At 72.1% G+C, this 20,247-nt stretch carries 18 protein-coding genes; 8 read left to right on the forward strand and 10 right to left on the reverse strand.

What is annotated here, in order from left to right:
* Window positions 1-56 precede the first annotated feature (56 nt).
* The 6 genes from MUN74_RS13810 (at window position 57) to MUN74_RS13835 (ending at window position 6,675) form a co-directional block, all read left to right on the forward strand.
* Window positions 57-1,307, forward strand: a complete 1,251-nt coding sequence (locus tag MUN74_RS13810) for an extracellular solute-binding protein (protein ID WP_244852947.1) — start codon at window positions 57-59, stop codon at window positions 1,305-1,307.
* A 152-nt stretch (window positions 1,308-1,459) separates the two neighbouring features.
* Complete coding sequence (locus MUN74_RS13815) at window positions 1,460-2,446, forward strand: carbohydrate ABC transporter permease (protein WP_244852948.1); 987 nt, start codon at window positions 1,460-1,462, stop codon at window positions 2,444-2,446.
* On the forward strand, window positions 2,443-3,402 hold the full coding sequence (locus MUN74_RS13820; RefSeq protein WP_244852950.1) for a carbohydrate ABC transporter permease: 960 nt from the start codon (window positions 2,443-2,445) through the stop codon (window positions 3,400-3,402). The genes MUN74_RS13815 and MUN74_RS13820 overlap by 4 nt, the downstream gene beginning before the upstream one ends.
* Window positions 3,399-4,931 (forward strand): glycoside hydrolase family 3 protein, encoded by a 1,533-nt coding sequence (locus MUN74_RS13825; RefSeq protein ID WP_244852951.1) that lies wholly within the window; start codon window positions 3,399-3,401, stop codon window positions 4,929-4,931. Before MUN74_RS13820 ends, MUN74_RS13825 begins: the two co-directional genes overlap by 4 nt.
* Window positions 4,928-5,905, forward strand: a complete 978-nt coding sequence (locus tag MUN74_RS13830; protein ID WP_244852952.1) for an ROK family protein — start codon at window positions 4,928-4,930, stop codon at window positions 5,903-5,905. Before MUN74_RS13825 ends, MUN74_RS13830 begins: the two co-directional genes overlap by 4 nt.
* The gene (locus tag MUN74_RS13835) at window positions 5,890-6,675 is read left to right on the forward strand and encodes a glucosamine-6-phosphate deaminase (protein WP_244852953.1); all 786 of its coding nucleotides are present in this window, start codon (window positions 5,890-5,892) and stop codon (window positions 6,673-6,675) included. The genes MUN74_RS13830 and MUN74_RS13835 overlap by 16 nt, the downstream gene beginning before the upstream one ends.
* A gap of 75 nt (window positions 6,676-6,750) precedes the next feature.
* Here the strand turns inward: MUN74_RS13835 and MUN74_RS13840 are convergent, their stop codons facing one another.
* Window positions 6,751-7,341, reverse strand: a complete 591-nt coding sequence (locus MUN74_RS13840; protein WP_244852955.1) for a TetR/AcrR family transcriptional regulator — start codon at window positions 7,339-7,341, stop codon at window positions 6,751-6,753.
* A gap of 171 nt (window positions 7,342-7,512) precedes the next feature.
* On the opposite strand from MUN74_RS13840, the gene MUN74_RS13845 reads away from it, so the two are divergent.
* The gene (locus MUN74_RS13845) at window positions 7,513-8,568 is read left to right on the forward strand and encodes a hypothetical protein (RefSeq protein ID WP_244852957.1); all 1,056 of its coding nucleotides are present in this window, start codon (window positions 7,513-7,515) and stop codon (window positions 8,566-8,568) included.
* Between the two features lie 55 nt (window positions 8,569-8,623).
* Here MUN74_RS13845 and MUN74_RS13850 read toward each other — a convergent pair whose 3' ends face one another.
* From MUN74_RS13850 to MUN74_RS13860, 3 genes are read right to left on the reverse strand one after another with little or no spacing between them, the layout of a single operon-like run.
* Window positions 8,624-9,025 carry a YrdB family protein gene (locus tag MUN74_RS13850; protein ID WP_244852958.1) on the reverse strand — a complete coding sequence of 134 codons (402 nt, stop codon included), beginning with the start codon at window positions 9,023-9,025 and terminating at the stop codon, window positions 8,624-8,626.
* Between the two features lie 25 nt (window positions 9,026-9,050).
* The gene (purU, locus tag MUN74_RS13855; RefSeq protein WP_244852960.1) at window positions 9,051-9,923 is read right to left on the reverse strand and encodes a formyltetrahydrofolate deformylase; all 873 of its coding nucleotides are present in this window, start codon (window positions 9,921-9,923) and stop codon (window positions 9,051-9,053) included.
* 49 nt (window positions 9,924-9,972) lie between these two features.
* Window positions 9,973-11,940, reverse strand: coding sequence for a sigma-70 family RNA polymerase sigma factor (locus MUN74_RS13860; protein WP_244852962.1), 1,968 nt, complete (start codon window positions 11,938-11,940; stop codon window positions 9,973-9,975).
* Between the two features lie 322 nt (window positions 11,941-12,262).
* Here MUN74_RS13860 and MUN74_RS13865 point away from each other — a divergent pair, with 322 nt between their 5' ends.
* Entirely contained in the window at window positions 12,263-13,906 is a 1,644-nt protein-coding gene (locus MUN74_RS13865; RefSeq protein WP_244852964.1) for an HNH endonuclease signature motif containing protein, read from the forward strand.
* A 570-nt stretch (window positions 13,907-14,476) separates the two neighbouring features.
* On the opposite strand, the gene nagA is transcribed toward MUN74_RS13865, so the two are convergent.
* The 6 genes from nagA to MUN74_RS13895 are packed head-to-tail and all read right to left on the reverse strand — an operon-like array spanning window position 14,477 to window position 20,235.
* Window positions 14,477-15,652: an N-acetylglucosamine-6-phosphate deacetylase gene (gene nagA / locus MUN74_RS13870; protein ID WP_244852966.1), complete on the reverse strand. Its 1,176-nt coding sequence runs from the start codon at window positions 15,650-15,652 to the stop codon at window positions 14,477-14,479.
* Window positions 15,653-16,438 (reverse strand): DeoR/GlpR family DNA-binding transcription regulator, encoded by a 786-nt coding sequence (locus tag MUN74_RS13875; RefSeq protein WP_244852967.1) that lies wholly within the window; start codon window positions 16,436-16,438, stop codon window positions 15,653-15,655. It lies immediately after the preceding gene.
* Window positions 16,435-17,295 (reverse strand): class II fructose-bisphosphate aldolase, encoded by an 861-nt coding sequence (locus MUN74_RS13880; protein ID WP_244852969.1) that lies wholly within the window; start codon window positions 17,293-17,295, stop codon window positions 16,435-16,437. Before MUN74_RS13880 ends, MUN74_RS13875 begins: the two co-directional genes overlap by 4 nt.
* Window positions 17,292-18,359: a 1-phosphofructokinase family hexose kinase gene (locus MUN74_RS13885; protein WP_244852971.1), complete on the reverse strand. Its 1,068-nt coding sequence runs from the start codon at window positions 18,357-18,359 to the stop codon at window positions 17,292-17,294. The genes MUN74_RS13880 and MUN74_RS13885 overlap by 4 nt, the downstream gene beginning before the upstream one ends.
* Window positions 18,356-19,360: an ROK family protein gene (locus MUN74_RS13890; protein WP_244852973.1), complete on the reverse strand. Its 1,005-nt coding sequence runs from the start codon at window positions 19,358-19,360 to the stop codon at window positions 18,356-18,358. Before MUN74_RS13890 ends, MUN74_RS13885 begins: the two co-directional genes overlap by 4 nt.
* 5 nt (window positions 19,361-19,365) lie before the next feature.
* The gene (locus MUN74_RS13895; protein WP_244856463.1) at window positions 19,366-20,235 is read right to left on the reverse strand and encodes an SIS domain-containing protein; all 870 of its coding nucleotides are present in this window, start codon (window positions 20,233-20,235) and stop codon (window positions 19,366-19,368) included.
* Between the last annotated feature and the right edge of the window lie 12 nt (window positions 20,236-20,247).

Consider the following 20,247-nt stretch of genomic DNA (forward strand, 5'->3'; position numbering starts at 1 on the left):
ACCAAGGGTGACAGCGAACCCCCGCTGATCGCCCAACCCCCATGAAAGGAAAAGAAATGCGGAAACTCGGCATCGTGGCCCTCGGCGCCGCAGCTGCCCTGACGCTCGCCGGTTGCAGCAACGGCGGCGGCGACAACGGTGGTTCCGCCGACGGCGGCGAGATCACCGTGTGGGTCGTCGGCACCGACACCCCGAAGGACGCTCGCGCGTACCTCAAGGACACGTTCGAGTCGGAGAACAAGGGTTGGACCCTCAAGGTCGAAGAGAAGACCTGGGCCGACGTGAGCGACACCTACGCCGCTGCACTCCAGTCGAACGACTCGCCCGACGTGGTCGAGGTCGGCAACACCCAGACGGCGAGCTTCGCCGACCAGGGCCTGTTCCAGCCGCTCGACGACTTCGACAGCTCCAAGTACCTGCCCGGCCTCGTCGACTCGGCGACCTACGACGGCGAGCTCTACGCCGCCCCGTACTACGCCGGTGGCCGCATCGTGTTCTACAGCCCCGAGGTCCTCGGCGACACGGCGATCCCCACGACCCTCGACGAGTACGTCGCGACGGGCGAGGCGCGCAAGACCGACACCGTCTCGGGCATCTGGGCTCCGGGCCGCGACTGGTACAACGCCCTTCCCTACGTCTGGGAGAACGGCGGCTTCATCGCCGAGCAGGACGGCGAAACGTGGAAGGCCGGCTTCTCGAGCGAGGGCGGCATCAAGGGCCTGACGCAGCTGCAGCAGGTCTACGAGAAGGCGTCGAACGCCCCGAAGGACGGCGACGAGACCGACCCGCAGGTGCCGTTCTGCGCCGGTGAGGTCCTCTTCCTCTCGGCTCCCGCGTGGGTGCAGTGGTCGATCACCGCCCCGGCCGACGCCGAGGCGCCCGGCTGCCCCGACACCTACGGCAAGGACCTGCAGGCCTACCCGCTGCCCGGCGGCAAGGCCGGCGAGACCGCGCCGATCTTCGCCGGCGGCTCGAACATCGCCGTCGCGACCAAGAGCGCCAACCCGAAGCAGGCTCGCGCCGCGCTCGACATCATGGCCGGTGAGGACTACCAGAAGCTCCTCGCAGCCGGTGGTCTCACCCCGGGCCTGACGGCCGCTGCGTCGTCGCTGCCCGACACCCCGATCGCGAAGGCCCAGGCCACCGCGCTGGAGAACTCGAAGGTGACCCCGACGACCCCGAAGTGGGCCGAGGTCGAGGCTTCGCAGATCATCCAGGAGTCGCTCGTCAAGATCGCCCAGGGCGGCGACGTGCCGACCATCGCGGCCGACCTCGACAAGCAGATCGAGGAGATCCTCAACAGCTAGCCTGTTGAGCCCCGCGGGGGCGGAGTCCCACACAGCTCCGCCCCCGCTCTCCTGCCCGGCCGTGCCGGGACCGGAACGAGCGGCGCCGGTGCCGCGAGTCGTACCATCAGTCATACCCGCGTCCCCCTCGCGGTCACCCAGAGGAGCAGCCAATGAGCGCAACCCTCACCGAGCCTGACGCAGCGCCGCGCACGCCGACCACCAGACCTCCCCGTCCCCCCAGGGGCTCGCAGAGCCCCCGCCGGAAGAAGCCGGTGCCGTGGGCACCGTGGTTCCTCCTCGGCCCGAGCATCGCCCTGCTCGTCGTGATGGTCGTCTACCCGACGATCCTGATGTTCATCACCTCGTTCACGAACCTCGAGATCAAGAACAAGATGCTGGGCACTCCGCCCGACTTCGTGGGCTTCGACAACTACCTCGAGATCTTCACCGACTCGCAGTTCCCCCAGGTGCTCGTGCGCAGCCTCGGCCTCATGGTCGTGCTCACCGTGCTCATCGTCGTGTTCGGCATGCTCATCGCGCTCACCATGACGAAGCTCTCCAAGGCGTGGCGGCTCGCGGTGTCGATCTCGCTCCTGTTCGCGTGGGCGATGCCGCCGCTGGCCGCGACCGTCGTGTGGGGCTGGATGTTCGACACCGACTACGGCGTCGTGAACTGGGCGCTCAACACCATCACCGGCACGCAGGACTGGCGCGGCCACGGCTGGCTCGAGAATCCCTGGTCGTTCATGATGGTGCTCGTCCTCATCGTGACCTGGCAGAGCATCCCCTTCGCCGCCATCACGTTCTACGCCGGACTCGGCCAGGTGCCCGACGAGGTCATCGAGGCCTCCTCGCTCGACGGCGCAGGAGCCTGGCAGCGGTTCCGGCTCATCATCCTGCCGTACATGCGCAACGTCATCACCGCGGTGCTCGTGCTCGAGACGATCTGGAACCTGCGCATCTTCACCCAGGTGTACTCACTGCAGCAGCAGGGCGGCCTCGCGAGCGAGACGAACGTGCTGCCGACCTACCTGTTCCGCCAGGGTCTGGGAGAGTTCGGCACGACGGCCGCGATCGGCGTGTTCATGATGGTCCTCCTGATGGCCCTCTCCTACTTCAACGTCCGCAACTCCCTGAAAGACGAGGACGAGCTGTGAGCATCAGTCCTGGAATGCAGCTCGCCGAAGAGCCCGGCTCCGTCGACGCCTCGACGCGTGCCGCCACCACGATCCGCGACGGCGGCCGCCTCGGCGGCCGCGCCGGCCGGCGCAAGGGCATCATGGGCCGACTCGGGCTCAACCTGTGGGCGCTCGTCATCATCGTGTGCTCGATCTTCCCGGTCTACTGGATGGTGAACATGTCGTTCACCCCGTCGAACCGGATCATCAGCCGCAACCCGAGCCTCCTGCCGCTCGACTTCACGTTCAAGAACTACATCACCGCGTGGACCCGCGAGGCGGCGCCCGGCCAGACCGACTTCCCGCACGCGCTCGGCTCGAGCATCCTCGTCGCGGTCGGCGTGGTCGCCGTCGGTGCGGTGTTCGCGTTCCTCGCCTCGATCGCCCTCTCGCGCTTCGTCTTCCGGGGCCGGGTGTTCTTCATCATCGCCGTGCTCGTCGTGCAGATGGTGCCCGGCGAGGCGATGATGTTCACGATCTACAACATGATCGACGACTGGCACCTCATGAACACGCTGCTCGGCCTGTTCATCGTGCACCTCGCCGCCGTCGTGCCGTTCACGATCTGGACCCTCCGAGGCTTCGTCAAGGGCGTACCCGAAGAGCTCGAGGAGGCCGCCCAGATCGACGGCTGCACGAAGGCGAAGGCGTTCTGGAAGGTCACCTTCCCACTCATGGCGCCCGCGCTCGTCTCGACCGGCATCTTCGCGTTCATCCAGAGCTGGAACGAGTTCCTGATGGCGCTGCTCCTGCTCAAGGGCTACAACCTCACCCTGCCGCCGTGGCTGAGCTCGTTCCAGTCGGCGACGGAGGCGACGAACTGGGGTGCGGTGATGGCGGGCTCGACCCTCATCACGATCCCCGTCGTGATCTTCTTCCTCTTCGTGCAGGGCCGCATGGTCGGCGGCCTCGTCTCGGGAGCCGTCAAGGGATGAGCGCCGGCACCACCACCGGTGACGCCTCGGCGCTGCACCGGGACATCCTGTCGACCCTGCTTCCGGCGTTCACCGGACCGGTCGCGCCCGAGTGGGTGCTCGCGCGACTGCGGGCGGGCCTCGGCGGCATCTGCCTCTTCGGCGAGAACGTCGTCGACCCCGAGCAGCTGCGCGCCCTCAACCAGAGCCTGCGCGAGGCCAACCCCGACGCGGTCATCGCGATCGACGAGGAGGGCGGCGACGTCACGCGGCTCTTCTACGACCGCGGTGCGCCGTTCCCCGGCAACGCGGTGCTCGGCCGAATCGACGAGCCCGAGCTCACGCGTCGGGTCGCCGCAGAGGTCGGGCGCGCGCTCGCAGCGACCGGCTGCACGGTGACCTTCGGGCCCGACGTCGACGTGAACGCCAACCCCGACAACCCCGTCATCGGCGTGCGCAGCTTCGGTGCCGACCCCGAGCTCGTCGCCCGTCATTCGGCGGCCTGGGTCGAGGGCCTCCAGCAGACCGGCATCGCCGCGAGCGCGAAGCACTTCCCGGGCCACGGCGACACCGCGACCGACTCGCACCTCGCGCTGCCGGTCGTCGACGTGCCCGTCGAGACCCTGCGCGAGCGCGAACTGGTTCCGTTCGAGGCCGCGATCGCGGCCGGCAGCCGCACGATCATGACCTCTCACATCCTCATCCCGCAGCTCGATGCGGAGAACCCGGCCACCCTCTCCCCGCGTATTCTGCACGGCCTGCTCCGCGGGGAGCTGGGGTTCGAGGGCGTCATCGTGAGTGACGCCCTCGACATGAAGGGGGCGAGCGGTGCGCACGGCATACCCGAAGCCGCTGTGCGCGCCCTCGCCGCCGGTTGCGACCTGCTGTGCATCGGCGCCGACAACTCCGACGCACAGGTCGGCGAGATCGCCGACGCGATCGCGCAGGCGATCGCGAACGGCCGGCTCTCCGCCGACCGGGTGCGCGACGCCGCGACTCGGGTGCGCGCGCTCGGCGCGACCGCGCCGGCGGTGCCGGCCGGCCCCGCGGCGCCCGAGGTCATCGAGCCCGCCCACGACGACGAGGAGATCGCCCGGGTGGTCGCCGCCTTCGAGGTGTCGGATGCCGCGGGCGAACGCCTTTCGCGGTCGTCGCGCATCGGCACCGTGATCCGCGTCGACACCGTTGCGAACATCGCGATCGGCATCGCACCCTGGGGACCGTTCGCGGCCGAGGCGGTCGCGGCGACGCCGTCGTGGCTCGGCCGTGCCGAGATCGTGCCGATCGCGGACGCCGCGGATCTCGTCGACCCCGCGGCGCTGGCCGGCACGGTGCTCGTCGTCGGCAAGGACCTGCACCGCCACGCGTTCGCGCGCGCGGCGATCGACGCGTTGCGCGCCGTGCGCGACGACGTCGTCACGATCGACATGGGCTGGCCCTCGCACGACCGCGCCTATGCGGACGTCGCGACCTTCGGCGCCTCGCGCCTCGTCGGCGACGCCGTGCTGGCGTTCGTCGACGGCGCGCTCGCGCCGGTGGCGACCCGGTGAGCATCGGCAGCACCGTGCGGCTCGGCATCGACATCGGGGGCACGAAGACCGCCGCCGTCGCGATCGGCGACGGCGGCGAGCTGAGCGACCAGGTGCGCATGCCGACCGGGTTCGGTGCCGACGAGGTCGTCGCGACGGCCCTGCGCACGATCGAGCGCATGGCCGAGCTGAACGGCGTCGGGGCCTTCACCTCGATCGGCATCGGCATCCCCGGTGCGGTCGACAATGAGACCGGTCGGGTCGCGCACGCCGTGAACCTCGGGCTCGAGGGGCTCGACCTCGGGCCGCGACTCGCCGACCGGCTCGGCATCGAGGTTCGGGTCGAGAACGACGTCAAGGCCGCGGCCCTCGGTGCGCAGCATCTGCTCGGCCTCGGGCTCGCCGGGCGGGCGACGGCATCGGGTGCGGCGGACGACGTCGCGACCGCCGAACGCTCGATGGCCTACCTGAACCTCGGCACGGGCCTCGCCGCCGGCATCGTGCAGGGCGGACGGCTGCTGCGCGGCGGTCACGGTGTCGCGGGCGAGATCGGTCACATCCCGGTCGATCCGGCCGGCGAGCGCTGCGGTTGCGGCCAGCGCGGCTGCCTCGAGACGTTCGCGTCGGGGTCGGCGATCGCGAGGACGTGGCCGACGGTCGCCGAACTCCCGGCCCGCGAGCTCTTCGACGCGGCCGAGGCGGGCGACGCGGAGGCGATCCGCGTCCGCGAGCGGTTTCTCCGGGGTGTCGCCTCGGCCGTGCGGCTGCTCGTGCTCACGGCCGACGTCGACGACGTCGTCATCGGGGGAGGGCTCGCCGCGCTCGGCGGGCCGCTCGTCGACGGCACGCGCCGTATCCTGAACGAGTGGTCCGCCGACTCGGCGTTCCTCGCGTCGCTGGACCTCGCAGAGCGGGTCCAGGTCATCCCCCTCGGTTTCCCGGCAGCGGCAGTGGGCGCTGCCCTGGTTGGAGTAGCGCAATGGCAGAAGTCGTAATCGTCGACAACGACGTGGCCGCCGGCGACCTCGTCGCGGGCGCGATCGTCTCGCTCATCCGGCACAAGCCCGACGCGGTGCTCGGTCTCGCCACGGGGTCGACGCCCCTCGCGAGCTATCGGGCGCTCGCCGCGCGCATCGCGGCCGAGTCGATCGACGTGCGCGGCGTGCGCGGGTTCGCGCTCGACGAGTACGTGGGACTTCCGGCGGGGCATCCCGAGAGCTATCGCGCGGTCATCACGCGCGAGGTCGTGGAGCCGCTGGGTCTCACGCCCGAGCTCGTGCGCGTGCCGAACGGCGACCCGGCCACGATCCAGCACGCCGGTGCCGACTACGAGGCGGCGATCACGGCGGCCGGCGGCGTCGACCTGCAGATCCTCGGCATCGGCCGCACGGGCCACATCGGCTTCAACGAGCCGGGTTCGTCGCTCGCATCGCTCACGCGCGTGAAGACCCTCACCGAGCCCACCCGGGTCGACAACGCACGCTTCTTCGACTCACCCGAGGAGGTGCCCATGCACTGCATCACGCAGGGCATCGGCACGATCCTGCGGGCGCGTCACCTCGTGCTGCTCGCGTTCGGCGATGCGAAGGCCGACGCGGTCGCCGCCGCCGTCGAGGGGCCGGTCTCGGCGAGCCAGCCCGGATCCGCGATCCAGCTGCACCCGCACGCGACGGTCATCGTCGACTCGGCCGCCGCCGCGAAGCTCGCGAACCTCGACTACTACCGGCACGCCTGGGCGAACAAGCCGGCGTGGCAGGGCATCTGACACCTGCTCCGTGATCGAATCGGATGCCTCGGGCGCACGCCGCTCCGGGGCATCCGTCGTCTCCGGCGGGCGTCGTCAGTGGGGCAGCACCAGGGGCAGCATCGCGAGGTAGTCCTCCTCGTCGAAGTCGTCGACGAGCGCGCGCTGCACGATGAAGCCCGGACCGAGGCCGAGCATCACCGGGGTGAGGCGGGCCGCCCAGGCCTCGGGGTCGCCGTCGACCCGATCGGGGTGGGCCTCGGCCCACTCCACGAGTTGCGCGCGCAGGGTCGCGCGGAGGCCGTGCAGCACCGTCTGCACGAGCTCGCGGATCTCGGGGTCGACGGCCGCCTCGGCCCACACCTGCAGCAGGATGCCGCCGAACGGCTCGTGCCGCATGCCGTCGACGAAGGTCGCCATGACGTCGCCGGGGGAGAGCGGTCCGCCATCGGCGCGACGGGCGTCGAGCTCGATGCGTCGCGCCTCCAGCGTGCGTGCGGCCACCGCGCCGACGAGCTCCCGCTTGCCGGCGAAGTGGCCGTAGATCGCGCCGGCCGACAGGCCCGACTCGGCGATGATGTCGGCCATCGAGGTGCGCTGGAAGCCCTTCGTGGCGAACGAGCGCAGCGCGGCGTCGAGGATCTCGTCGCGTCGGGCGGCGCGGTACTCGGCCGTCACCTTCGGCATCGGCGCCTCCCGTCGTCAGCGTCTCGTCGTAAACCGAATGAACGTTCTTGACAAGCATAGGCGTCGGGCGCATCCTGATAAAGAACGAACATTCGTTTTGAGTGAAGCCCGTGTCGGGCGCCGCGACCGGTGCCCGACCGAAGGTCGGCCAGCACGCCGACGGAGGAGACCATGCCCCACACCGATGCCGTGACCCGGCACACCCCCATCGCCCGCGTGATCGGCCTCGGTCTCGCGCTCGCGGCCGTCGTCGCCGTGATCGTGCTGGCCTTCTCGTGGCCGTCGGTCACGGCCGAGGCGAAGAACCTGCCGATCGCGATCACCGGACCGGCCGAGGCCGTCACCGCTGCCGAGAACGCCGTCGACGAGCAGCAGCCGGGCGCGATCGCGTTCACCGACGTCGACGACCGCGCAGCAGCCGTCGACGCGATCGAATCCCGTGAGGTGTACGGCGCGATCGTGCTCGGGCAGGAGCCCGAGGTGCTCACGACGTCCGCCGGCAGCCTCGTCGTCGCGCAACTGCTGAACGCCGTCGCCGCGAACCTGGAGGAGGGCGTGAACGCACAGGCGGCCGCGGCCGCGCAGGCCGCCGGCGCCCCGACCGCGCCGCCCCACATCGACGTCGTCGTGACCGACGTCGTACCGCTCGCCGACACCGATCCTCGCGGCACCGGCCTCGCCGCGGCCCTCTTCCCCCTCGTGCTCGGCGGCATGCTCGGCGGCATCGCGATCTCGCTCGCCGTCATCGGCGCGATGCGCCGCGTGCTGGCCGTGGTCGTGTACGCCGCCGTCGGCGGGCTCGTGCTCGCTGGCATCCTGCAGGGCTGGTTCGGCGCGCTGCAGGGCGACTACTGGCTGAACGCCGCCGCGATCGGTCTCGCGCTCGCCGCGATCGCCGCACCCATCACCGGGTTCGTCGCCCTCATCGGGCGAGCCGGCATCGCCGTCGGCCCGATCGTCATGCTGCTGTTCGCCAACCCGATCTCCGCGGCCGCGATCCCGAAGGAGTTCATCGCCGAGCCGTGGGGCGCGGTCGGCCAGTGGTTCCCGCCGGGGGCCGCGGCGACGCTCGTGCGCGACCTCTCGTACTTCCCCGCCGCCGACACGACCTTCCCGTGGCTCGTGCTCGGGGCGTGGGCGGTCGGCGGGCTGCTGCTGTCGGTCGTGGGCCACTTCCGCACCGCCGGCGGGGCCGAACCGAACGCCGCGGCGGCGCTCGAGGCGTAGCATCCGGGCCGTCGGCGTCGCCGTCGTCGCCCCGGAGCACCGGGGCGGCGCAGGCTCAGCCCGCGAACTCCTTGCGGCCGTTGATGATGCCGCTCACCGCGGCGACGACGGCGAAGACGACGGCGACGATCGGCTGGCCCATGATCCACCAGGCGATCGCGGCCGACGAGAACACGGCGATCTCGACGAGCGCCTTCACGAAGGGGTCGACCCGGAACACGGCCTTGGGCGAGCGGAACAGCCCCCACAGCACGATCGCCAGCGCGGGCGCGCCGAGCCCGATCAGGATGCCCGGCCACGGCAGCGTGAACGCCGTGAAGCCGAAGATGCCGAGCGAGACGATCGCGAACAGCTCGAGGAAGAACCGGAGGACGTCGTTCGGGCCGATCTTCGGCTGGACGGGCTGCGCCGACGGGGACGACTGCGGTGCGCCGGCGGGCTGGGGTGCGTTGCTCACAACCCTCGAGTCTACCCGCGCCCGCTCAGCGGAAGATGATCGTGCGGGCGCCGTCGAGCAGCACCCGGCGCTCGGCGAACCACTTGACGGCCTGGCTGAGCGTGCGGCTCTCCTCGTCCTGGCCGATCGCGACGAGCTCGGCGACCGAGCGGGAGTGGTCGACGCGCACGACGTTCTGCTCGATGATCGGCCCCTCGTCGAGGTCGCTCGTCACGAAGTGCGCGGTCGCGCCGATGAGCTTCACACCACGCGCGTGCGCCTGGCGGTACGGATTCGCGCCCTTGAACCCGGGCAGGAACGAGTGGTGGATGTTGATGCAGCGACCGGCGAGCGCCTCGCAGAGCTCGGGGGAGAGGATCTGCATGTAGCGCGCGAGCACCACGAGCTCGATGTCGTGCTCGTCGATCGCCGCGAGCACACGCCGCTCGAAGTCGGCCTTCTCGTCGGGGCTCGTGACCGCAGCCGACTCGAACGGCACGCCGTAGAAGTCGACGAGGTCGCGCAGCGTGCCGTGGTTCGACAGCACGAGCGGGATCTCGACGGGCAGCTGCCCGGCGCGCTGGCGGAACAGCAGGTCGTTGACGCAGTGCCCCGCGGTCGAGGCGAGCACGAGCGTTCGCAGCGGACGGCCGACCTCGTCGAGGTGCCACTGCATGCTCCAGCGCTCGGTGACCGGCGCGAGCGCGGCCTCGAACTCGGCGCGCGTGGCCGGCGACTCGACCTGCAGTCGCATGAAGAACCGACCCGTGTCGATGCTCGCGAACTGCTGGCTCTCGGTGATGTTGCCGCCAGAGGCGACGATCGCCCCCGAGATCGCGTGCACGATGCCGGGCCCGTCGACGCAGCTGAGGGTCACGACCCAGTGGTACAGGCGTTCAGGCGCGGCATCCGTCGTCATCAGCCCAGATTACCGGGCGCGCGGCGCCCGGTTCACGCGATGGGATGCCTCAGCCGGCGGTTGGCGCGGGTGTGGGCGAACCCTGCGACCAGGTCGCCTGGCCGGCCGGACCGACCCGGTCGCCGAGCCGATGGCGAACGGTCATCGACGCGACCGAGTCGGCGACCTCGAGCGGCCAGTCCCGGTACGAACCCTTGTGGTCGAGCGTGAAGGAGTCCCAGACCGAGCCGTCGACGACGAGATCGACGTCGGCGCCCGGGATGCCGTCGCTCACATCGAAGCGCCAGAGGAGACCTCGCCAGCTGAAGAGCTTGAGCCGTGGCGGCGACGCGAGGCGGACCGAGAACCCGGTCGGCTCGGAGCGATTGCCGGCCACGTCGACCTGCTCGGCCCGATAGGCCGATTCGCCGGCCGGCACACCGTCGAGCAGGAGTGACCAGTCGCCCGCGGCATCGGCCGTGGTCTGCCAGTCAGTTGCAGCGGTCATTGCCGCGGTCGTGGCGAACGCGGCCGTCGTGGCGCCCGCGGACACCGTGATGGTCGCGCCGGGCTCGGCGGTGCCCGAGACGATGGGCTCGACGAGTCCGCCGCCGGTGTCGGGCTCGAACACTCGCGGTGCCAGGGCCTCGGTGTCGGTCGGTGTCGGCGTCGGGGTGGGCGTTGGCGTCGGCTCCGGCGTCGGAGTCGGTGACGGCGTGGGCGTCGGTTTCGGCTCCTGAGTGGGTGTCGGTGACGGCGTGGGCTCCGGCGCCGGCGGGGCGACCGGCGCCGGCGGCACGCCGTCGGGCGACGGCTCGGGAGAGGGCCCGTCGAGGGGATCGCTCGCGTCGATCGGCTGGGGCTCGGCCGGCTGGTCGGCGGGCGGCAGGTCTTCCGGCGGGGCGTCGGACGAGTCGGCGGGAGCGGTGCCGGGTTGCGCGCCGACGGCTTGGTTCACGGGGCCGGCGACCGGCTCGCCGGGCGTGACGAGACCGGGAACCACGACGGCCGCCGCCACGACGGCTGCGGCGAGCACCAGCACACCGGCACCGATCGCGACACCCGTTCCACCGATCGCACCGGCGGCGCCCGTACCCGCGGCGGTGCCTCCGGCGCCCGCGCCGGACCCGCCGGCGGCTCCGGAGGTCGCTCCGGATGCGCCCGCGCCGGAGGTGCCGGCGGCTCCGGACGCGCCCGCTGCGGCGCCGCCGACGGCGAGACCGCCCGCCCCCATCGCGACATTCGTCACCGGCATCCCCTGCGACAGCCACGCCGAGTACGCCGTGGCACCGCCGATGCCGGCCGCGAGCGGCAGCAGCACGAGGGCGAGACGGGAGCCGACCTCGCGAGCCTCGGCCGCGACGATCGTGCACTTCGCGCAGTCGTCGAGATGCGCCTCGAGCTTGGCCGTATCGCGGGTGCGCAGCTTGCCGCGGGTGTAGGTGCCGAGCCGGTCGATCGTCCACCGGCAATCGGGCTCGCTCGTGTTCTTCAGGTGCGCCTGGATCCACGCCTGGCGCAGCCCCTCGCGAGCGCGGTACGCGAGCGCCGCGGTCGCGTTGGCGCTCATGCCGACGAGCGGAGCGACCTGCTGCGGCGTCATGCCCTCGACCTCGCTGTACCAGAGCACCTCCTGCCAGCGGGTCGGCAACGATCGGAACGCCTGCGCCGTCGTCGAGCGGTCGAGCGCGTCGAGGGTCGCCTGCTCGCTCGTCTCGGGATCCTCGAAGGACTCGAGCGTCTCCAGGTTGGTCTCGTGGCGTGCCCGGCCCCAGCTGGCGGCCGTGTTGCGGATCGTCGTGAACAAGTACGGCCGGAACGCCGCGGTCGGCCCCTTGCCCGCGAGAATCGCGTCGTAGATGCGCGTGAACGACTCGGCGACGAGGTCGTCGGGGTCGAGCGAGCTGTACGACCGGGCGACCGTGCGACCCGACGCCGCGTGCCGCTGCCAGAGCTCGCCGTACGCGGTGGAGTCGCCCCGACGGGTGCGCTCGATGAGCGCCGCATCGGCGGAATGGTCGGTGCGCACGGGAGGCACGCGCGGCTCCTTCGGGTCAGGTCTCGTGGTGGTGCAGGGCGGATCGGTGCGCCCATCGAAGAGACGCGTCGAAGCGGGGATCATGACGCGGAACCGCGGGGCCCCACAATTCCACCAGATAAAGCTGCGAATCGCGCGGGTGGCATGGCACCCGTCGCCTGATCGTGACGAAGCGGGGCCGTGCGGGCCGGGATGTCGCGGGGTGGGGATGCTGCGGGGCGGGGATGCTGCGGGGTAGGACATGCTGCGGCGCTGCGATGCCGCTCGCGTGCTGCCTGCGCTCCCGCCTGGAATGTCGGTGGGTGGTGGCAGCATGCAAGGTATGACAGCGGTGTTGGCACTGATCCCGGCGGGGCTCGAATCGCCTGATGGGTCGGCCGATCCGCTCGTCGGCAGTGCCTCCGGTGAGTCGTTCGGCGGTGAGTCGTTCGACGCCGCGTCGTTCGAAGCCATGCCCTTCGATGCGGATGCGTTCGACCTGCCGTTCGTGCCTGATCCGCTCGCCGATGTCGACCCGTTCGTGTTGCTCGGCTCGCTCGATGAGCTGCGCGACCCCGCCGACCTGATCGATCCGGTCGACCTGTCGCAGTATCCGGCTTCGGCCGAGGCCGAACACGAGTGGGCGGGGGCCGCCGCGTCGGTCGACGCGTTCGCCGAGCTCTGCTCAGTGCTCGATGCGTCGGAGCAAGCGCAGTTCGCCGTGAACCGGGCGATGGCGACCCATCTCGCCGCGACTCGCCGTGCACTCGACATCGCGGCGCACGACCCCGCCGTGTACCTCCAGCCCGGCGAGCTCGGCCGGCCGGGGGCGTCCGAGCTCGCGGTGCGTGCTGCGGCGACCGAACTGTCGATGCGGTTGCACGTCTCGGTCAGCACGATCCGAAGCCGTGCGCACGAGGCCGCCGTGCTGCAAGATCGCCTGCCGCAGGTATGGGCGCGATTCGTCGATGGCGTCGCGTCGTACGCCGACGCCCGGGTCGCGGTCGACAGCGCGGCCGGGTTCGTGCCCGGCGACGGGCGGCTGGTCGAACTCGACGAAGGACTGGCGGCCGTCATCGGCGCGATCACGACCGCCAGGTTCCGTCAGCAGGCCCGTACCCTGCGCGCCCGACTCGATCGCGACGTGCTCGCCGAGCGGCACGCGCGTGCGTTCACCGAGCGACGGGTCACGGTCGAGCACGTCGACGACGGCATGGCGTGGCTGAGTCTCTACACCTCCCAGGTCGATGCGGTGAAGATCATGACCCGCCTCGACGCGACCGCGCGACGCGACGCCGGCCACCCAGACGAGTTGCGCACCCTGGCCCAGTTGCGCGCCGACGCGGCGACCGCCTGGCTCACCGGGGCGGGCACGCCCACTGCGGCCCGCGTCGAGGTCCTCGTCACCGTGCCGTTGCTCAATGTCGCCCGCAGCACGGGCGGTGCTCAGCGCGGACCGGGTGCAGACAACGACCCGGCCGTGATCGGCGCGAGTGGCGCGAGCGGTACCGGCGGCGGTGAGGTCCTTGGGGGCGGTCCCACTGGTGCTGCCCCCACGATCGCGGGCACCCGCAACGAGTTCGCGACGCTCGACGGCGTCGGGCCGATCGACGACGTCACCGCGGCACGGCTCCTCGGCGAGGCATCCACGTTCCTCCGGCTGGTCACCGACCCGGTCACCGCCGCTCCGCTCGCGCTCGATCGCACCCGGTATCGGCTCACGAAGGCGCAACGTGTCTGGCTTGCGCTCGTCCACGAACGCTGCACCCGGTCGGCGTGCGACCGGCCCGCGTACGTCGGTGACGTCGATCACGAGCTCGAGTGGTCGCGCGGCGGCCGCTCGAACCCCGAGAACCTCTGCCCGCTCTGCCGGGGCGATCACACGCTGAAGCACTGCACGTTGTTCACCCAGACCAAGAACTCCGACGACACCGTCACGTGGCGAAGTCCCACCGGTCGCAACTACACCGACCCGCCACCTTTCTAAGAGGCCCGTCGCTCCTCGCAACCAACGTGTCGCTGCTCACTTCGAGACGTCGACCCGTCGCGCCTCGTGATGCCGCTCGCTCGAAGCGGATGCGCCTTCGCCACCGCGCGAACGCGTGCCCGCGTGCCAACCGGGATCCGTGTTCGAACGGTGCTCGAGCGTCGCGCGAAGACCTCGGAGAAATTCTTCGCGGAGTCGCGTCATAGATCGGTGGCCCCTCCGTCTCATCAGGTGAGGGCGTGAGAACGTCCTCGAGACCGCCGCCCCGGCGACCCGAATACCGAGGCGGCCGCCGGGTACCCGCCGGCGGAGCAGCGGTGGCACCGGGGGAGGTGCACCGCTCGATCGGGCAGGGGTCCGGAGGCGATGGGGAACACGCCTCGGGGCCCCGCCCACTCTCTTCGGGGTGACCGATGGTGTTCGGGATGACCGATGGTGGACACGGCTGAGCCTGTCCAGGCGGGCCCCCCGCCCACTCTCTTCGGGGTGACCGATGGTGGACACGGCTGAGCCTGTCCACGCGGGCCCCGGCGGGAAGCCGGGCGCCCGTATGGCGGACCGGACGCGTCGTCAGGCGAGCCGGACGCCGGCCGACCAGACGGCCTGCACGTCGAGGTCCTCGCCGAGCAGCACGGCGTCGGCGGCGTAGCCCTGGTCGAGACGTCCGAGATCGTGCGCGCGCCCGATCGCGGCGGCGGGCACCATCGTGAGCGCCGCGACCGCTTGGTCGAACGGGATACCGCACTCGACGACGGTGCGGCGGAGGGCCTCGTCGAGCGTGAGCGTCGAACCCGCGATCGAGCCGCCCTCGCGCAGGCGCGCGACGCCGTCGGCCACGATGACGTCGAGCGAGCCGAGGATGTAGTCGCCGTCGGCGGCACCGGTCGCAGCCATCGCGTCCGTGATGAGCGCGACCCGACCCGCGGCACCGGCGAACGCGAGCTTCACGACGTCGGGATGCACGTGCACGCCGTCGTTGATGACCTCGAGCGTCACGTGATCCGCGTGCATCGCCGCGACGACGGGGCCGGGGGCCCGATGGTGGATGCCGCGCATGCCGTTGAACGCATGCGTCAGGATCGACGCCCCGGCATCGAACGCCGCGAGCGTGGTGGCGAAGTCGGCACCGGTGTGTCCGACCGCGACGACGACGCCCGCGTCGACGAACCGGGCGATCGCCTCGATCGCACCGTCGTGCTCGGGTGCGATCGTGATCTGTCGGAGGGTGCCGTCGGCAGCCGTGAGCAATTCGTCGACGGCGGTGGAGTCGGCCGTGCGCAGCAGCGTCGGGTCGTGCGCGCCGCGGAACGCGTCGTCGAGGAACGGACCCTCCAGGTGCGAGCCGAGCACGCGGGGGTCGCGGGCGGCGAACCGGCCGATCGCGGCGACCTGTTCGGCGAGCCGGTCGACGGACGCCGTCACGAGCGAGAGCACCGACCGGGTCGTGCCGTGGGCGTTGTGCACGGCGAGGATGCGTTCGATCGCCTCGTCGCCCTCGTCCACGGCGAACCCGCCGGCGCCGTGGCAGTGCAGGTCGATGAATCCGGGGACGAGGAACCGCCCCGAGGCATCCGTGATGCTCGTCGTCGCGTCGATCACGGCCCGCCAGCCGTCGCCGAGCCCGCGCGCGGCGATGCGGTCGCCCTCGAAGCGCACCCAGGCGTCGGGAACGCTGTCGAAACCCGACACCAGACGCGCCGAGTGGATGACCGTGGACGAAGGCGAGGAAGCGTCGGGTGTGCTCACCTAAGCAACGATAACGTCGTAGCCGTGGTCGGCGAGCCGCGCCAGCTGGTCGTCGGTGACGCCCGAGTCGGTGATGAGCGTCGAGAACAGTCGGCGCGGTCCGATCTGGGCGAACGCGCGCTTGTCGAGCTTCGACGAGTCGGCCACGAGCACGGGGTGCGTGGCCCGCGAGGCCATGAGCGCATTGACCGCGGCCTCGCGCTCATCGTGCGACGTGGGGCCGATCGCGGGGTCGATGCCGTTGACGCCGATGAACGCGTAGTCGAGCGTGACGCTGCCGAGCACGGCGTCGGTGTAGGCGCCGACGAGTTCGTACGAGCGCGCGTGCACGACGCCGCCCGTGACGACCGTCTTGATCTGCGGACGGATGGCGAGCTGCATCGCGATGTTGATCGCGTTCGTGACGACCGTGAGGCTCGGGTCGGTCGCGGGCTCCATGATGTCGGCGCGCGACATGAGCGCCTCGACGATCGCCGTGGCGGTCGTTCCGCCGCAGAGGCCGATGACGGCGCCGCGCGGCACCATCTCGCTCGCGGCGCGGGCGATCGCCGCCTTCGACTCGGGGTTCTGCTGGTTCTTGTACCGGATCGGCAGGTCGTACGCGACCGAGTGCGCGACGGCGCCGCCACGGGTACGGGTGAGCAGCTGCTGGCTCGCGAGCGCGTCGAGGTCGCGCCGCGCCGTCGCGGGCGACACGTTCAGTCGGTCGACGATCTGCTCGACCTCGACCTGGCCGCCGTCGGCGAGCAGGTCGAGCACGGCACTCAGCCGTTCAGCGCGATTCATCCGATCCCGTCCTTCCCGGCCTGGGCCGAGGCGAAGAGCCGCAGCATCCGGCCCGCTTCGATGCGCACCGCGTCGCGGCCCGCCGCGACGTACTTGCGAGAGTCTACGGCGGCGGGATGCTCCGCGAGGAACTCGCGGATCGCACCCGTGAACGCCTTGTTGAGATGGGTCGACACGTTGATCTTCGTGAGGCCCGCGGCGATGCCCGCGACGATCGTCTCGTCGGACACGCCCGACGAACCGTGCAGCACGAGCGGCACCGGCACGGCCGCGTGCAGGCGGGCGATGAGCTCGAGGTCGAGCGCAGCGGTGCGCTCGGTCATCGCGTGCGACGAGCCGACCGCGACGGCGAGGGCGTCGACGCCGGTCTCGGCGACGAACCGCGCCGCCTCGTCGGGGTCGGTCCGCACGCCGGGCGCGTGCGCGCCGTCCTTGCCGCCGATCTCGCCGAGCTCGGCCTCGACGAGCACGCCGCGCGCGGCGGCCGCGGCGACGACGCGCTGCGTGGTCGCCACGTTGTCGGCGAACTCGAGCTTCGCGCCGTCGTACATGACCGATCCGAAGCCGTGTTCGATCGCCCGCAGCGCGAGCTCTGCGTCCTCAGCGTGGTCGAGGTGCACGGCGACGTCGGCACGCGACGACTCGGCGACCGCGAGGGTCGCCCGGGCGATGGGCTCGAACGCGCCGTGGTAGCGCACGCAGTTCTCCGAGAGCTGCAGGATGACGGGCAGCCCCGTGTCCTCGGCGGCACCCACGAGCGCTTCGGCCGTCTCGAGGTGCAGCACGTTGAACGCGCCGGCGCCGGTTCCGGCGGCGGCCGCCGCCTCGAGGATGGTGCGGGTGGGCGTGAGGGTCATGCGGTGGCCTTCGGGTCGGTGGCGGTGGTGGATGCCCCGTGGCCGGAGCCGGAGCCGGAGCCGTGGCCGGAGCCGGAGCCGGAGCCGGTGCCGGGATCGGGGTTCGGGCCGGAGTCGCCCCACGGCTCGACGACGACGCGGGACTCGATGCTCGCGTGCTCGGGCGAGAGCGCGCCCGCGAGCGGCATGAGCACGGCCGAGGCCGACCACGCGGTGGCGCGACGCGCGAGTGCGACGCGCGCGTCGCGCTCGCCGGGATCGGTCGCGAGCGTCGGCACGGCGTGGAGGGCGGCGGCGATGGCGGCGACGGCGGCGTCGCCGGCCCCGGTCGCATTGCCGCGCAGGGGCTCTGCGAGACGGGCGCGGATGCCGCCGGCCTCAGCCGCGGCGACGACCACGAGCCCCTCCGAGCCGAGCGACACGACGACGAGCCGTGCGCCCGCCTCGATGAGCGTGCGGGCACCGGCGACGGGATCGTCGAGGCCGGTCACCTCGGCGAGCTCGTCGCGGTTGGGCTTCAGGACGGTCGCGCCGGCGCGGGCCGCCGCCACGAGGGCGGGGCCGCTCGTGTCGACGATGACGGACGCGCCCGCGGCGGTGAGTTCGGCGACGAGGCCGGCCAGGTCGCCCGGCTCGAGCCCGGGCGGGAGGCTGCCCGAGACCGCGACGACGGTCGCGGTGCGCCCGAGCCGCGCCGCTTCGGCGAGGAGCGCCGTCGACTCGGCGGCGGTGAGCGGGGCACCGAGTTCGTTGAAGATCGAGGTCTCACCCGTCGCCTCGTCGACGAACGCGAGGCTGCGCCGGGTCTCCCCGGCGACGGGCACGATGCGGTGCGCGACGCCGCTCTGCACGAGATCGGCGACGAGCCGTTCGCCCGCTCCGCCGCCGGCGGTCGTGAGCGCGAGCACGTCATACCCCTCGTCGGCGAGCACGCGGGCGACGTTGAGCCCCTTGCCGCCGGCGCGCGAGACGCCCGCCGGCACGCGATGGGTCTCGCCGGGGCGCAGCGCGTCGACGTGCCAGGTGAGGTCTTCGGCCGGGTTCGGCGTGACGGTGAGGATCACTGGGACTCGTCTCCCGTTCGCGTCGGAGCCGCGAGGCCTCGCGCCTCGGCGAGGTCTCGTGCCGCGAGCGCCGTGCCCAGGAGGCCCGCGTCGTCGCCGAGCGAGGCGCGCACGAGCACCGGGCGCCGGTGGAAGCTGAGCAGTGCGTCGAGCCGCTCGCCGAGCGGCTCGAAGAGTGCCGGGCCCGCCTGCGAGAGCCCCCCGCCGATGATCACGGCCTCGGGGGCGAGGTTCGCCACGAGTCGTGCGAGCGCCTGTGCGAGTGCTTCGATCGCGTCATCCCAGATCTGGCGGGCGGTCGCGTCGCCGGCGTTCGCCGCGTCGAGCACCGCGCGCGCACCGGCGACGGCGCCGCCGGTCGCGGCGGCGTACCGGCGCGTGATCGCTCCGGCCGATGCGATCGTCTCGAGGCAGCCGATCGCGCCGCACGCGCAGCGCACGCCGTGCGGATCGGCGAGCGAGTGCCCGAACTCGCCGGCGTAGCCGCCGCCGGCGTAGGGACGCCCCTCGATGAGGATCGAGCTCGCGATGCCCGTGCCGATCGCGAGCACGACGGCGTCGTCGTAGCCGCGCGCTGCACCGAGCCGGTGCTCGGCGTCGCCCGCGGCGCGCACGTCGTGGCCGAAGGCGACCGGCAGGCCGAGGGCGCGCTCGGCGAGGTCGCGGATCGGCGCGTCCCGCCAACCCAGGTTGGAGGCGAAGATGCCGACGCCGCTCGTCTCGTCGACGAGCCCGGGCACGCTCACGCCGACCGTCACGGGAGCGACGCCCGGCGCCGCGGCCCTGAGGGCGTCGGCGAGGTCGGCGAACGACCGTGCGATCGTGCCGGCCGGGTCGGTCGCGTCGAGCGGGGTCGGCGTGCGTCGGAGCCCGAGCACCCGCCCCGAGGCATCCACCAACCCCGACTTGGTGTCGGTGCCGCCGACGTCGAACGCGAGTACGGCGGCGCCGGGGCCGAGCGGCGCAGGGCCGTTCGCGCCCCCCATCGGCTCGGTGGTCATCGGGCTCAGCCTTCGAGGATGACGGAACGCGTGAGGTTGCGCGGCTGGTCGGGGTCGAGCCCACGGGCGAGCGCCCGGGCGAGCGAGACGCGCTGGGCACGGACGAGATCGGCCATGGGGTCGAGCGTGCTCTGCTCGAACCGGGCGCCGGTCGCGGCGACGTCGGCGGCGAGGCCCTCGGGGGCTGCGCCGAACTGCCAGGTCACCCGGCCGGGGGCGGCAATGGCGATCGGGCCGTGGCGGTACTCCATCGAGGGGTACGACTCGGTCCACGACTGCGAGGCCTCGCGCATCTTGAGCGCCGCCTCGTGGGCGAGGCCCACGCCCCAGCCGCGGCCGAGGAAGGTGTACTGGTCGGCCTCGACGAGCTCGGCGTCGAGGTCGGCCGCGAGCGCGCGCTCGGCGTCGGCGACCACGGGCGCGAGGTCCTCGCCGAGCGAGGCGCGGAAGAGGGCGAGGGCGGTCGTCGCGAAGCGCGTCTGCACGACCGACTGCTCGTCGGCGAAGGGCAGCGTGATCGCGTCGTCGACGAGGTCGACGAGCGGCGACGCGGCGTCGCCGATCACGCCGACCGTGCGGACCTTGCCGCGAAGCTCCTCGACGAGCTGGAGCACCTCGGTCGTCGTGCCCGAACGGGTGAGGGCGACGACCGCGTCGTAGCCGCGCAGCGCGAACGCCTCCGACGCGGCGAACGCGTCGGTCTCGCCGTGCCCGCCCGACTCGCGCAGCCAGGCGTACGACTGGGCCATGAACCAGCTCGTGCCGCAGCCGACGACGGCGATGCGCTCGCCGCGGCGGGGGAGCCGCGACTGCTCGTCGCGGAGCTCGGCCGCGCGCGCCCAGGTCTCGGGCTGCGAGGCGAGCTCGGCGGCCATGTGGGCGGCGGG

It is taken from the genome of Agromyces sp. H17E-10 (assembly GCF_022919715.1).
GTDB lineage: Bacteria > Actinomycetota > Actinomycetes > Actinomycetales > Microbacteriaceae > Agromyces.